The sequence below is a fragment of the Desulforhabdus amnigena genome, assembly GCF_027925305.1.
Classification (GTDB): domain Bacteria; phylum Desulfobacterota; class Syntrophobacteria; order Syntrophobacterales; family Syntrophobacteraceae; genus Desulforhabdus; species Desulforhabdus amnigena.
Window position 1 is genome coordinate 2,127,052 of sequence record NZ_BSDR01000001.1, and the last position, 14,196, is coordinate 2,141,247.

Consider the following 14,196-nt stretch of genomic DNA (forward strand, 5'->3'; position numbering starts at 1 on the left):
ACTACTGAACACACGGAAGAGAGGCTGCCATGAAGGAATATGAGATCTATCCAATGGTGATTGGAGCCAATGAAACCGACCAGGGGATCATGACTTATCTGAGGGGGTACGGCAAACGGATCTGGATTCCCATCTACTCTTTTCTCGTGGAGGGTGGAAATGAAAAAATCCTCGTGGACACGGGCCTGGAGCAGTTTGTCGTGCCGGAACACGTGGGTCGGGAATACGGTCTCGACATTCTGGAATTCGAGGATGCCCTCGAAAAACACGGACTTCATCCCGAAGATATCGATATCATCATCCATACACACCTGCACAACGATCACTGCGAGAACGACTACAAGTGCCCTCAGGCCAGAATCGTCGTACAAAAAGTGGAGTACGAATTTTTCCTCCATCCCCACCCCATTGACCACCGCTACTATTCCGACCTCCTGGACGGCTTGAATGTCGAACTGGTGGAGGGAGATACACACCTGATGGAGGGAATCGATCTGATTTTCTCGCCCGGTCATACTCCCGGCGGGCAATCCGTGGCAATAAATACTTCCGCGGGCCGTGCCATCATAACGGGGTTTTGTTGCAACCAGATGAACTTTCCGCCCAATGCGCCCCCAGTGCCCTCCGGAGTGCATACGGATGCCATTGCAGCCTATGAAAGCGCAAGAAAAATACAGGAAATGGCCGATATTCTGATCCCGCTTCACGATCTGTCCGTAGGGAGCAAAAAACGCATTCCGGCATGAATCGAGAAGGAAATCTTTGCAAACGCCACAAACAAAAAGAGGCCATGAAGATTCGTTTTGTCTTCATGGCCCTTCCTTATTTTATACTGCGCACGGTTTGAATATGGAACCTCCCTTATGAACGGTTCTTTATCTTCCGGAGTCGCAGAGCTGTAGGTGTCACTTCCACATATTCATCCTCGTTGATGTATTCCATTGCCTGTTCGAGTGTGAACTGCCGGGGCGGAATGAGGCGTAGTGCCTCATCGGACCCAGCGGCGCGGATATTGGTGAGCTTCTTTTCTTTGGTGATGTTGACCCAGATATCTTCCGCACGCGAGTTTTCCCCCACAATCATTCCCGGATAGACAGGATCACCGGGATTGACAAAAATCGTTCCACGCGGCTGCAAGTGAAAAATGGCGTAACTCACCGCTCTGCCCGCGCGATCGGAAACGAGAACGCCGTTGGGACGGCCAGTAATCACTCCTGCGTAGGGCGTGAATCCAATGAGAAGGGCATTCAAAATCCCAGTTCCACGGGTTTCCGTCATGAACTGGTTTCGAAAACCGATGAGTCCTCGAGAGGGGATTTCAAATTCCAGGCGGACTCTGCCAAAGCCGTGGTTGATCATTTTGGTCATGCGGCCGCGCCGCACCCCCATCATTTCCGTCACAATTCCCACGTGTTCTTCGGGAATATCGATGACAGCAAGTTCCAGAGGTTCGGAAAGCTCTCCATCAATTTGACGCGTAATGATCCTGGGTTTAGAAAGTGAGAGTTCGAAACCCTCCCGGCGCATCGTCTCCACCATCACCGCCAGTTGCAACTCACCCCGGGCGCTCACTCTGAAAGAATCCCTATTTTCCGCCTGCTCGACCCGGATGCTCACATTGTAAAGAAGTTCCTTATCCAACCTCTCCTTGATATGCCTCGAGGTCAGATATTTGCCCTCTTTCCCGGCCAGAGGCGAGGTATTGACGGAAAAATCCATGGATATGGTAGGCTCTTCCACCGTAATGGTCGGCAAGGCCCTGGGTTCCTGAAGATCCCCCACCGTATCACCAATGAAAACTTCTGGAATCCCCGCAACCGCGGCAATGTCCCCCGCCTCCACAAAACTCTGTTCCACCCGGTTCAACCCTTCATAGGTATACACGACACTGAGATGAGCCTTCTGTGGAGGCTCCCCTTTCTTGAGGAGCGCTACCTCTTGTCCCTGGCGCAAAGCCCCGCTCACTACTTTACCCACGGCGATCCGTCCCACATAATCGCTGTAGTGCAGGTTGGTGACCAGGAACTGCAAAGGGGTTTCAGGATCGTATGTGGGACAGGGGATGGAAGAAAGAATGCTATCGAAAAGAGGGACCAGATCCTTCCCCTTGCCTTCAGGGTCGGTCAGAGCAATCCCCGCCTTGGCATTGGTGTAGAGAACCGGAAAGTCGAGTTGTTCTTCCGTGGCGTCCAAGTCGATGAAAAGATCATAGATTTCTTCCAGCACTTCGCTGATGCGCCGGTCCGGACGGTCGATCTTATTGATCACGACGATGGGCGGCAGCTTCCGCGCCAGAGCCTTTCCCAGAACAAAACGGGTTTGCGGGAGCGGGCCTTCCGTGGCGTCCACAAGCAACATGACTCCATCCACCATATTGAGCGTCCGTTCCACTTCGCCGCCGAAATCGGCATGGCCGGGAGTATCGACGATATTGATTTTCGTCCCCTTGTACATAATGGCCGTATTCTTGGCCATTATGGTTATGCCCTTTTCCCTCTCGAGATCCATACTGTCCATGACCCGTTCAGCCACCTGCTCGTTGTCCCTGAAGACTCCACTTTGCCAAAGCATGGCATCGACGAGTGTCGTCTTTCCGTGGTCGACGTGTGCGATAATAGCCAAGTTTCGTAAATCTTCGCGAGTACGCATATGAAAAAAGCCCTCTCAAGGGCGGTTGCCGTGTCATTTCCCAGGCCCCCGCCTCCTGTGTTTTTGTGTATTAAAAGGAGCAAAATAAAGATAATCTATGCTCGCAATGGGTGATCATTGCACTTTTGCATGAGGATCAAAAATTTTAATTCTATATGTGCAGAGTATATAAAACAATGCAAGGCCTACCGCGGCTGTGATGTGACAGGAGGAAAGCCGAACAAAAAACGGAGTGCATGAAAAAACGGGAATCCTTTTAGGATCCCCGTTCATAAAACCCCATACGGGATGAACAGCCCTTCTTAAAAACAGCTAACAGCTACAGGAACCGGAACCGCAACCGCCTCCCCCGCCTACGGGAACTTCAGAAGTCACTTTGAAACCGGATCCCATGCCATAGGTCACATAGTCTACAGTAACATCTTTGGTCTGAGCATGAAGATCCTTATCCATCAACATGGTAAAGCCGTTCACTTTAAATACGTCATCGCTTTCTTTCGGTTCATCCAGAACCATTGCCAGGGACGGACCGGCTCAACCCCCGGATTGCAGGAAAACACGAATCGGCGTGATTTCCTTTCCCTTGAAATAGTCCTTCAGGACCGCTTCCGCTTTTTCAGTTACATGGATCATCCATATCTCCTTTCATTCTTCCTTTTCGGGAGTGTGTGAAGCCACACATGATTTAGGCGTCATGCAGCATCACGCAGAAACCAACCGGCACCTTTGAGTTGGTCATGTTACGTTATAAAATCAGCTTTTGCGACATTGCAGTTACACAAACAGATGCTGCTGAGCCTTATTGCAAAATATATACAAAACTCTTTTAGTCAAGAGCGTTGCCCTTTCCGTTCCATGTCACTTTTGTGATCTAAGCTGGTCTTCGTAATTACGCAGCCGTTTACTCATACGTTTTCGTAGGAGCGGCATCCTGCCGCGACAAGGTGTGCGGCTGCCGGTTCCTGTCACGGCTAGAAGCCGTTCTTACAAAGAACGGACCGCATATTTACAATAATTTTCAGCACCAAGCATTAATGAACGCTCACAAATTGATTGATCTCCTCAATGCCTTTGTCCCGCTCCAGTTGGAGAAAGCGATATCTAACATTTTCCTCATTGTTTTTCCACCCCGAAAACAACTATACAACCATCTCATGGGATATGCCTCTTGAGATTGGCATTTTCGAAATTCCCCTTCAAAGGGGAACTGCTCTAAGATGCTTAATCTTAATGCGACATTGTCAAAACCACGGAGACACAGAGGGCACAGAGAAAGACCTCCAAATGAAATCTCTGTGTTCTCCGTGTCTCCGTAGAAAGGTGAAATCTGACTATGTCAAGGTACCTGACCAGAAGTTATTCAACATTCTTGGCAATTGCTGGTTACGTCATTCCGGCATACTTTCAGCCGGCATCCAGCCACACGGCACATTCTCTGGATACCGCCTTTCGCCGGTATGACATTTTGAAAATGTTAATAAATTTCTGTTCATATCTAATTCAACACCATTAGGGACATGGGAAAAGTTGTTCGAAATGAGAACTGCCGCAACTCACTGATCACGAAAATGCTCATGGTAAGGTCTTAAAATCGTGATTCACTGCCCCACAGAATGCGTGCCGCTCAAACAAAGGAACTGCCCATTTTCGAAGATGGTGCTAAAATAATTTATGGAGGGAATGCGAGAAACATCTATCAGTCGATTATGGTCGGTTCGACGAAAGGACGTTGCCTTCAATACGAATTTACCAATAAAGATAAAGTGGGGTTCTGGGCTTTCCGGGGAGGCATTTACCGAAAGGCCGGTCCTTTTGCCGGAGTCGACCCTTCCATAAGGAGGAAAAAGGCCTCATGGACAAACCACCGAGACTCTTGATGTGGAATTACAGTGCGAAAGAACAGGAAAATCTGCAGAGCATTCTGAAGGAAGTAGGAGCTCCCCACGCCGTGCCCATTGAAAAAACGCAGGGGACTTTGACTCTCAAGGAGATCATTCACTTGGAAATGCAATCTGATGAAGAATTTGCATCTGAAGAAAAGGTCCTCCTTTTTTACAATATTCCACCGAAAGGCGTCCATTTCCTTCTGAACCTGTTTAAGACCAGAGACTTGCCGCGCCCCATTTATGCCGTGGTAACGGAACATTCCATCAACTGGCCATTCAGCGTGTTGCTTGAACACCTTATAGAGGAAAGAAACGCCATGACGGCACGTCAGGCATCACAAGAACCGGCTTGACTTTACTCCCTTTATCCGGGAGGGTCATTCAAGGTTTTTTTTCATTTCGATACTGAGTAAGAGACGGAAAACAATGAGCAATGAACCAATACGCACCACCAGATCCAAAGGCAAATGGCGTCGTCATAAAGTGTATGTATGCTCGACATGCGGCAGGGAACAGCCTTTCTGCTGGAGCTGTCCCTGCGGCTTCATGATCTGCTCCGATTGCATGGAAGAAAATTTCTGGGGGATGACCTGCAACGGAATCGTCTGGACATGCCCCGATTGCGGCGACATCAGGAGTTTCGGTAACGATTGATGCTTTTCCATCAGTACCTGCAGTGAACCACCAAACGGAAGCAGCAATCACCTCCAAGAATTCGGAAAGGAGAGTATCGATGCCAAACAAGCGCGTGGTCATTATCGGCGCTGTGGCTCTCGGCCCCAAAGTGGCATGCAGGCTGAAACGTCTGTTGCCCGACGCTGAAGTTATCCTGATCGATCAGGAAGAATATATTTCATACGGCGGCTGTGGTATCCCCTATTTTATATCGGGGGATATCAGCGACGTGCGTGAACTGATGAGCACCAGCTTCCACATGATCAGAAACACGGAATTTTTTGAGAAGACCAAAGGCGTTCACGCCAGAAACCGTACCAGGGCCCTTTCTATCAACAGAACAGCCAAGACGATTCGAGTCCGGGATCTTCTCACCGGGAAGGAAGAAGACATTTCCTACGATCAGCTCGTTCTGGCCACCGGCAGCCTGCCCAACCGACTGTGTGTGCCAGGTGAGGATCTACCCGGTGTGATGCATGTGACCGACCTCAAATCCGCCATAGCCGTGAAAGAATACATTTCCACGGGGCGGGTGGAAAAGGCGGTCATCATCGGAGCAAAAGCCGTCGGATGCGAAATGGCCGAAGCTCTGAGCGATCTCTGGGGCATTGACACAACCATCCTGGGAAACAGAGATCAGATTCTGCCCGGCATCCTGGACCGCCAGATGGCGCGGATGGTCCAAATGCACATGAAGGAGAAGGGAGTCGATGTCCATCTGAACGAAGCCGTGAAGGAGATCACCAAGGGAGACGGAGAGCACGCTCTCCGCGTCATCACCTCCCGACAAAACCTGGACGCCGATCTGGTCATTACCTCCGTTGGAGTTCGTCCCAACTCGGAACTGGCACGCGATGCCGGGCTGCTTGTCTCACCCCGAGGAGCCATTGTCGTCAACCGACGGCTTCAGACCTCGGACCCTGACATCTACGCCGGGGGCGACTGTATTGAAGTAATGCACCTGGTGACAGGAAAATCCATGTTCTTGCCCCAGGGATCTCTGGCCAACCGTCAAGGTCGTGTCATCGGGACCAACCTGGCGGGTGGATTCTCCACATTCAACGGAGTGGTAGGAAGCTTTTCCGTCAAGGTTTTCGACCTGGGGGTCGCATCCACGGGGATTTCTGCTCAAACGGCCCTGAATGAAGGGTTCGATGCGGTCCAGACCCTCGTCGTGCAGGCGGATCGCGCTCATTTCTACCCCACGCAAGACCTCATGTATCTCCAGCTGGTCGTGGACCGGAAAACGAGACGACTACTGGGGGCCCAGGGAATCGCACACAACGGGGACGCCCTTGTGGGAAGAATCAATGCCATTGCCGCCATGCTCCCCTACAGGCCGACCCTGGACGACCTCTCCAATATGGAAGTCGCCTACTCGCCCCCCTTCGCCTCCGCCCTCGATATTGTGAATGCCACCGCCAATACGGCTGAAAATATCCTGGACGGATACAACAAGCCCGTAGATGTGGAGGAATTTGAAAAATGCTTCCTCAGTGAGGAGCCAAACGACACCATCTGCCTGGATGTGAGAGGACCGGCCAACGCTGCGCCCTTTGTGGCCCGTTTTGGCGAAAAATGGGTCAATATTCCCCAGGAAACACTCAACCAGCGCATGTCGGAAGTTCCAAAAGACAAAAGGCTTTTCGTGATCTGCAATTCCGGAGTACGATCCTACGAGGCGCTGCGTCAACTGGAACATGCGGGCATCTGCGAAGCGCTCAATGTCCAGGGCGGAGTGGCGGCTCTAAAGAAATCCGGCATCTTGAAGCTAAACGGAGAGGCACAGGAAGAAGAAGGTTCGGAATAAGTTCATGAAAGAGATCCACGGGAACTGGGAGGGGCCTCCCCTCGCTCTTTTCTGGGACCAGTCGCTCGTTTGGGGCCTGATTTGCCTGGAAACTCTGCGCAAGCTCGCCATCCCCTTTCAATTGCTGACCGGCAGGGAAATTGCGCAAGGGCATCTCGCGGGTTACAGGGTTCTGCTGGTCCCCGGAGGATGGGCTTCCCACAAAATAAAGGCTCTCGGAACGACCGGCCGGGAAGAAATCTCCCGGTTCATCGAAGAGGGAGGAAGCTATCTGGGCTTTTGTGGAGGTGCAGGGTTGGCTCTCTCGAGCCATCCATCCCTCTGCCTGGTTCCATTGGAACGTATGCCCCTTTCAGAAAGACTCCCCAGCGCCAGCGGGCAGATATGGGTGCAAGGAAATCCTCAACACCCCACCTGGGAAAACCTTCCTCCCTGTTTGCCCGTCTCCATCTGGTGGCCTTCCCAGTTTTCTGGGAATCACTCCCGGGAATCGAGTATCCTGGCGACATATGTCCATGCGGGTGAAAATTTCATGGTAGCGGATTTGCCCGTCGTGGATCTGCCCCTCGTGTCGGAAGAAGAGGGTGCAATTCCTTGGAAGGAAATGGAAAAGCTTTACGGTATCAACTTGAATCCGGATAGAATTCTGGGCCATCCCGCTATCATCGAAGTCAAAAAAGGAAAGGGGAGACTGGTTCTCTCCTACCCTCACCTGGAAACTCCTGGAGATACCTGGGGGAACTACCTGTTTTTAAATATTCTCAAATACCTGAACAAATCGGCTTCCTCCTGCTCTTCCCGTTCTACCCTGGACGGGCATGTAATGACGAAAATGTCACGCTTCCCCGGCCCCGCTTCTCTACACTCCTTCCGCCAATCCCTGGAAGCGGCAGACGAACTGATCCGATTTGGAGAAAACCATCTTCTCTGGCAGTGGAGAAAGCCCTGGTTGCTTCGCTGGCGGCGAGGCATCCGAGGATTGGAATACGGTAGCCTGGCTGTTGCGCTCAAGGCCATCATGGATATAGGGCAGAGGGTTGCAGCCGGCAGGGAGATCGATACCCCATGGATCGAGGCGGCTACGCGGCTGGAACACAACGTCCAGGAATTCTGCCTGCAGGCAAAGCGTCTGCTTCTGGAAGAAAAACTGGCCGGCCAGGCAGGAAGCGTCAGCAAACTGGGGAAAGTCAATGAAACGGTGGATCGGCTCCGAGCAGAACTATTCGGAAGCAAAATGAATCATGGAGGACTCTCTAGGGTGTTGTTCGATGAAATCGACGCTATCCTCCTCAACCTCATCCGTTTGGATAAATGTTAGCGAGGATAGCATCGGGACCAAAGATTCTCTGTTCAATGGGAGCCCGCTTTGACAATGAAAAACATGAAGAAAAATGTCAAGGGGATGGGGAAAAAACCAAAAATCTTCGCAGTGGGAGATATTCACGGTTGCTTCGAAAAGCTTGTGCAATTGATGGATCGCCTGCCATTTGATCCAAAGGAAGATTTTTTAGTATTTCTAGGGGATTATATTGACAGGGGCAATGAATCCAGCAAAGTGATATCGTATCTGCTGGCGTTGAAAGAACGCTGTCGCAACATTTTCTTCCTCATGGGCAACCATGAACACGTTCTCCTGGAATATGCCCGCACGGGCGATGAAGAATATCTGAGGATTCTGAGAAAAATCGGCATTGAAGAGACTCTTCGAAGCTACGGAGACAGTCCTGTAAGGTCCCTTTATGACCTGTCGTTTCTCCCTTCCGATCACAGAAGCTTTTTGGAACAGCTTCTTCCCTATTATGAAACGGAGGATTATCTGTTTGTGCATTCGGGATTGCCACCGGGGATAGCTCCGGAAAATTGTCCGATCGAAGCGCTTCTATCGGTGCGGGGAACCTTCCTTTGGCATCCGGTGACCCTCGACAAGCTCATCGTCTTTGGTCACACACCCTTTGAAACCCCCTTTGTCACTTCCGACAAGATCGGCATCGATACGGGTGCGGTCTACGGCAACATGCTGACTGCGGTTGAGCTGCCCCGCGTCCGCTTCTATCATTCCTGACGTCACGAAGATAACGCCAGCTCATCTTTAAGGCTTTCCAGACGATAATCGCCGGCGAGAAAAGCCTGCGCAACTTTGTGCGGTAGACTCTCATTGAGCATGGCCGCATCCATCAGCCTGCTGAACCCCAAAAGCTGCCCTAAGGTGGTCAGCCTATCCTGGATCACTTCGAGGCAGACTTCCACAATCGAAGCTGTCACTAGGTCTTCTCTCTGATCGGTAAAGAAATCCAGGGACTGCAGTACCTCGGCAATAAAGCGAGCACGCCTTTGACGCTGGACGGCGCTGGTCCCCCCTCCTTTGAAACGAAACCGAATGTAATTGGCTCGAGAGTTGAGGCCGCAGACTGCGTCGATCATAGCAAAATGGTAGTCTAGCCGTGTATTGAGGTTCAAGTAATCCCGGGTGATCATCGCATAGTTCTGGGACCCCACGGGGCGGGCACCGGCGCCGTCCAACAGGGATCTGCCGAAGAGGTTTGAAACGGCCGCCACCGGCGCGGGTTCATTCCATCTCAGGCCGGAAGTGGTGATTCCCTTCCAGAGGGCAAGCAATGGAGTTGAGAGAATATCGTTTGGAGTCATCTTTTTCCTGTTGCATCCTGGAACCACTCCTCCGCCGAGATCGATGATATGAAAATGGAATGGGACGTCTTCGCCCAATCGCAGCAAGACACTCGAAGCATCCTCCAGAACTTCGTCCCCTGCCGAAAACATGGCCATGACAGCCATTTCATGAGAATAGCGAATGATATCGTGCAGGGATTTGCACTCCACGATGGAAAATGTGGGACCGTAAGCATCCGTGAGGTTGAGCGGCTCAATCCATTGCCTCAGCCGGGCCGACACGGGGTCGGGCGAGCGAGTGATGGCTGCCGGCCTGCTTTTTTTCCGGTGCCGGGTGGATTGTCTTACCACCACCTCCGCCCAGGCACGTTCCGGCGCCTCCAATACCCTTGTTTTATCAGCTTCCAGGATGATCCACCGCCCCTCTTCAAGGGCTTCGGTAGCCTTTCCCGTTCCCGTGAGCATGGGTCTCGAGTATTCACGGGCTACGCACGAGAGATGATCTGCAGGATTTCCGAAATCAACGACCACTCCGGCAACGTCCGGCAGCCATCGAGCTGCATCCACCATGCTTTGTTTCAAAACCATGACGACCGGGCCGGACAAATCCTCCGCCAATGCGTCAAGATCTTTGAGGTTGCGTATGACTTTTACTTTGCCGACACACCGCCCGGGTGATGCGCAAACCCCGCTTTCCAGAAGCACTTTTCCCCTGGATAAATTCACACTTCGCCGGTCATGGTGAGCCAGGCGCGCGGGTCTCGCCTGAAGTATGGAAATCTTGCCCTCCGAACTGATAGCCCATTCGATATCTTGCGGTAAACCGCTCAAGCTCTCGATGGCATGGCCATACTCCAGAAGAGCGAAGATTTCCGCTTCGGAAAGCAATGGAGCGTCCTTTTGTGCGGCCGGAACGTCCTCCTCGGCGATTCCCCCTTGAGGCAGGGCAATTATTCGGCGCGTCTTTTGAGCTATCGTGGCCCAGGAATCCATGGCTTCCCGTTCCGGCTCGTCACGCAGAGGCCTGTAAATGTCCGCGGGGGCATCCCCCCCTACCGCCAGGCTTCCCAGACCTGAAACGGCGCTGATGAGCATTCGATTGCTTTCCGGAGACGTCGGATCCACCGTGAACAAAACTCCCGCCGCCCTCGCAGGAACCATTCGTTGAAATAACACGGCCATGTCATATTCAGCCAACGGGAGGCCCGCGTTCAGGCGGTACATGGTTGAGCGGACACTGAAGTTGCTCGCCACTACTTCTTTCAAAGCCGTTGTCGCGGATTCGAAGGAGTTCACATTGAGAACCGTCTTGAACTGGCCTGCAAAGGTATGCTCCGGATGATCTTCAACCAAAGCGCTGCTTCGAACGGACAAGCAAATCTCTCCGCCTTCCTTCAGACGGTCCAGCGCTTTTTGAATATCGAGAGAGAGACTCTCGGGCAATTCGGTCTGCAGGATTCGCTTGCGAATATCCTCTGCATCGCCTTCAGTGTAGGTCTTTCGGGATGCATCTGCTTCGAGTCCGGAAAGTCTTTCCCTGATAAATGAATCTAGATGTTTCGCCATGAGGATTTCCTTACAGGCATTTGCACTGAGGACAAAGCCGTCAGGAACAGGGAGACCGGCTTGCTTGAGGATAGCGAGAGAAGCAGCTTTCCCCCCTGCCATGGATTGGTCGTCCGGCGTCAAGTCTTCCAGGAATATGCAACCGGCAGCCCTGGACGAACCGATTGAAATCGAACGCAGGGATTGCCTGATGGCGGTTGAAAGCGCATCATGCTTTTCATAGAGCCGTGCATATCGATTGCCGGTGAGACGATTCAATCCATCCACCAGTTCGTAAGTGATACTCAACAGGTCCTCGATCTTTTCAGATAATTCGGTTCGAGACGGGGCGGGTGAGGTCAGCAACCGGTCGATATTGAGGAGTAGATCAAGAGAACGGTCATTGTTGGCAAGCAAAACTCGAAAGGTGTGATAGCTGATTCTCAAATCATCCAGGGCCTTTTCGGCTCGAGCCCGTTTGCGGGCTTTCCAATCCTCAAGGATCTTCTTCAGGAAGTTTTTCATGTTCCGTTTCCTCATCCTGGTTAGACTGACTGCTCCGGCTCATTTTCGAAAGGAATAGCTGCACCAAATCCTCCACGCGGTTTTCCGATACCATCGTGACATCGAGTTGCCGCGTGAAAGCCGTCAACCCGCCCAGACTCTCCAGAATGCTGACAGACTCTTCTTTCGAGGTCATCCTGAGATTGGCGACCAGGAGATCCCCCTTCACGGCCATTTTAAAGCCCATTTTTTCCAGAACGGCCTGGATGAGATTTACTCTACGCACGCGGCGCCTTTCATCGGCAAAACCGCCGACAAATCGAAAATAGATATAATTCCTGCCGGGATTGTCGCTCAGATAGGTATCGACAATGCTGGAATGATAACCCAAGTGAAGGCTAAGATTCATGTATTCACTGGCAATGATGGCCAGGTTCCTTCCCATATGCTCCGGAGGACCGGCAATTGCGGCATAAGTCCTGTCGATGCCTGAAAAGATATCCTTCACCTTCAAGGAAAGGACCGATTGGTTCCACAAATCTTTTTGACTCAATCCCTCGAGAAAAGCCAGAAGCGGTTCGCTGGTCACTTCCTCCATTCGTACTGCGTCCGGGGCTTTCAACGAAGTTTCCCCATCCACCTGGAGGACATGAATTTCCATTGGGATATCGAGTTCCAATCGGCGGGAGGGCAAGTTCCCCATCAGATCCTTACGGCTCTGAACGTGAATCAATTCTTCTATGGAACGTTCATGGGCAAAATGGATGATATCGTGGTAGGTTCGGCAGTTCTCGATGGAAAATTCCTGCGATTCAGGGTCAATGAGGTTCAAAGGCATAATCCAGCGCAGCAAGCCTCGCAAAACTACGTATTCGGGGTCCGTCGGACAGAGTTCGGCGCCGGAAGAACGGTAGGAAAGAAGGGGTTCTATTCTCCCTTTGTAGACGGATCGCTCCCCTGCATCCACAGTCACTTCCCATCCTGTGCGGAGGATTTTGAGTGCATCCGTTGCTCCAAAAATTGCCGGAACACGCATTTCTCTGGCTATTGTGGCCAGGTGTCCCCCCGGAGTGCCGATTTCAGTGATGAGAGCGGATACGCGGCGCAGCAAAGAGCTGAACTGTGGACTTGCCTTACGCGTCACTGCGATAGCGCCGTAAGGGATATCTTCTTCCGAATCGATTTCGGACACATGAACGACTCGGCCGTAAGCGATACCCGCCTGCGCCGTCTCTCCTCCCTGCAGGAGTAAATCCGCATGTCGAAGGATATCCGTCAGATCTTCAGGAAAGTGCGACTCTTCCTCCATCTGGCACATCGGGTATATATCCAAAATAACAGGATTTTCGGATTCGCTCTTACCCCAGCGCAATTCGAAGGGAAAACCGAGCATGCGCTCAATGGTAGTGGCGGACAGTGCAATCGATTGGAGAAATGATGGTTCCATCCATGCCGATCCACGGTAAGGGATACCTTGAAACGAAGACGGGTCTTTTGCCCGGTCCTGGGAATTTTCTCCAGAAGCCTTGGGAAGGACATCCGATTGAAGCAGATTGTAGGGAAAGGAACGACTCACCCAGTAATTTTCAATTTCTTCCGGGTGGTCCTCAGGAGCTGCGGTGATCCATAGTGTTTTTACGGTTGAAACCGTCTCGGAAACAGTCGAAACCTTTCCCGTGAAACTTACGGGCACGGTCTCGTGGATACCCAGAGCCACTGCCACACGGGATTCATTCCATTCGGTCAAACGGCTTGCATACTCTGCAAGTTCAAGCTTGCAGGCATCAAGGATATCCCTCGGAGAGACATTGTGAATGCCCACCAGGGGATGTTGCCCCATATCAAGGCCTCCCGCAGGGCAGACCCGAACGGAGAGGCGAATCCCGCTACCGCAACGCTCCAAGAGGGCCTGAGTCTCACTCTGAATGGCATTTTCCAGTTCGGTTGGAATTCGAGCCCTGGAAAAAGTCTCCTTGACCGCATTCGGATCGCTCCCGTATGACGCTTCTTTCAAGAAACCGTTCTCTTCAAAAAAGAGCCTGCAACCCGCTGCCGTTACAGCAAAACCATCGGGTGCGCAAAGTTCATATCGATGTCGAGCTTCCGCCAGGCAGATATTGAACATGCCCACGAGGGGTTCCATTTCCCAACCAAGAACCGGATACGCCAGGACGAGGCTGGATGCAAACGGGCCAGCTCCACCGCGGAGAATGTCGTCCAGGATGTCCTTGACTGTCTGAAATCGATCGAAAAGCCGGGGATATTCATTTTGCGAGAGGGCGTTGAGGCTGTAGACCACCTGATAAACGGCGTCGCTCAATTCATGCACAGAACTTTCCAGAAAGGCACGGTCAAAGATATATTCCCCTCCCAATGCACGGTCCATCTCGGCTATCCGCTCAAGGATGTTCGTATTGAGCTTTTGTATCCGTTTAAACTTGGAAAAAATGGACCGTATCCTTTCCGGCCCATTCAAAGGAGTGTGCCGAGCTCGCCTGA

The 14,196-nt window shown here is 51.9% G+C and carries 10 protein-coding genes; 5 read left to right on the forward strand and 5 right to left on the reverse strand.

The window, feature by feature from the left end:
- The first annotated feature begins 29 nt into the window (after positions 1–29).
- Entirely contained in the window at positions 30–746 is a 717-nt protein-coding gene (locus QMG16_RS09115; protein WP_281793664.1) for an N-acyl homoserine lactonase family protein, read from the forward strand.
- Between the two features lie 115 nt (positions 747–861).
- Here QMG16_RS09115 and typA read toward each other — a convergent pair whose 3' ends face one another.
- Together typA and QMG16_RS19445 are read right to left on the reverse strand one after the other, a co-directional pair.
- A complete protein-coding gene (typA, locus tag QMG16_RS09120) occupies positions 862–2,649 on the reverse strand; it encodes a translational GTPase TypA (RefSeq protein ID WP_373878664.1) in 1,788 nt (595 codons plus the stop codon).
- A 312-nt stretch (positions 2,650–2,961) separates the two neighbouring features.
- Entirely contained in the window at positions 2,962–3,282 is a 321-nt protein-coding gene (locus QMG16_RS19445) for an IscA/HesB family protein (protein WP_309298879.1), read from the reverse strand.
- Positions 3,283–4,501: 1,219 nt separating this feature from the next.
- Between QMG16_RS19445 and QMG16_RS09130 the strand changes: the two genes are divergently transcribed.
- Complete coding sequence (locus QMG16_RS09130) at positions 4,502–4,888, forward strand: DUF3783 domain-containing protein (RefSeq protein WP_281793667.1); 387 nt, start codon at positions 4,502–4,504, stop codon at positions 4,886–4,888.
- 28 nt (positions 4,889–4,916) lie between these two features.
- Here QMG16_RS09130 and QMG16_RS09135 read toward each other — a convergent pair whose 3' ends face one another.
- Positions 4,917–5,279: a hypothetical protein gene (locus QMG16_RS09135; RefSeq protein WP_281793668.1), complete on the reverse strand. Its 363-nt coding sequence runs from the start codon at positions 5,277–5,279 to the stop codon at positions 4,917–4,919.
- Between QMG16_RS09135 and QMG16_RS09140 the strand changes: the two genes are divergently transcribed.
- Genes QMG16_RS09140 through QMG16_RS09150 form a run of 3 tightly spaced genes read left to right on the forward strand, consistent with a single transcriptional unit; the run spans position 5,269 to position 9,082 of the window.
- Positions 5,269–7,020, forward strand: coding sequence for an FAD-dependent oxidoreductase (locus QMG16_RS09140; protein WP_281793669.1), 1,752 nt, complete (start codon positions 5,269–5,271; stop codon positions 7,018–7,020). The genes QMG16_RS09135 and QMG16_RS09140 overlap by 11 nt on opposite strands.
- 4 nt (positions 7,021–7,024) lie before the next feature.
- Positions 7,025–8,338: a BPL-N domain-containing protein gene (locus tag QMG16_RS09145; protein ID WP_281793670.1), complete on the forward strand. Its 1,314-nt coding sequence runs from the start codon at positions 7,025–7,027 to the stop codon at positions 8,336–8,338.
- A 54-nt stretch (positions 8,339–8,392) separates the two neighbouring features.
- Positions 8,393–9,082, forward strand: coding sequence for a metallophosphoesterase family protein (locus QMG16_RS09150; RefSeq protein ID WP_281793671.1), 690 nt, complete (start codon positions 8,393–8,395; stop codon positions 9,080–9,082).
- Positions 9,083–9,084: 2 nt separating this feature from the next.
- Here QMG16_RS09150 and QMG16_RS09155 read toward each other — a convergent pair whose 3' ends face one another.
- Positions 9,085–11,718 (reverse strand): PEP/pyruvate-binding domain-containing protein, encoded by a 2,634-nt coding sequence (locus QMG16_RS09155; RefSeq protein ID WP_281793672.1) that lies wholly within the window; start codon positions 11,716–11,718, stop codon positions 9,085–9,087.
- Entirely contained in the window at positions 11,690–14,083 is a 2,394-nt protein-coding gene (locus QMG16_RS09160; protein WP_281793673.1) for a PEP-utilizing enzyme, read from the reverse strand. Before QMG16_RS09160 ends, QMG16_RS09155 begins: the two co-directional genes overlap by 29 nt.
- Positions 14,084–14,196: the final 113 nt, after the last annotated feature.

What these genes read in the sequence shown, in the direction of transcription:
- QMG16_RS09115 (WP_281793664.1), top strand. Translation starts at nt 30, where the DNA reads ATGAAGGAATATGAGATCTATCCAATGGTGATTGGAGCCAATGAAACC.
- typA (WP_373878664.1), bottom strand. Translation starts at nt 2,649, where the DNA reads ATGCGTACTCGCGAAGATTTACGAAACTTGGCTATTATCGCACACGTC.
- QMG16_RS09130 (WP_281793667.1), top strand. Translation starts at nt 4,502, where the DNA reads ATGGACAAACCACCGAGACTCTTGATGTGGAATTACAGTGCGAAAGAA.
- QMG16_RS09140 (WP_281793669.1), top strand. Translation starts at nt 5,269, where the DNA reads ATGCCAAACAAGCGCGTGGTCATTATCGGCGCTGTGGCTCTCGGCCCC.
- QMG16_RS09145 (WP_281793670.1), top strand. Translation starts at nt 7,025, where the DNA reads ATGAAAGAGATCCACGGGAACTGGGAGGGGCCTCCCCTCGCTCTTTTC.
- QMG16_RS09150 (WP_281793671.1), top strand. Translation starts at nt 8,393, where the DNA reads ATGAAAAACATGAAGAAAAATGTCAAGGGGATGGGGAAAAAACCAAAA.
- QMG16_RS09155 (WP_281793672.1), bottom strand. Translation starts at nt 11,718, where the DNA reads ATGAAAAACTTCCTGAAGAAGATCCTTGAGGATTGGAAAGCCCGCAAA.
- QMG16_RS09160 (WP_281793673.1), bottom strand. Translation starts at nt 14,083, where the DNA reads ATGGACCGTGCATTGGGAGGGGAATATATCTTTGACCGTGCCTTTCTG.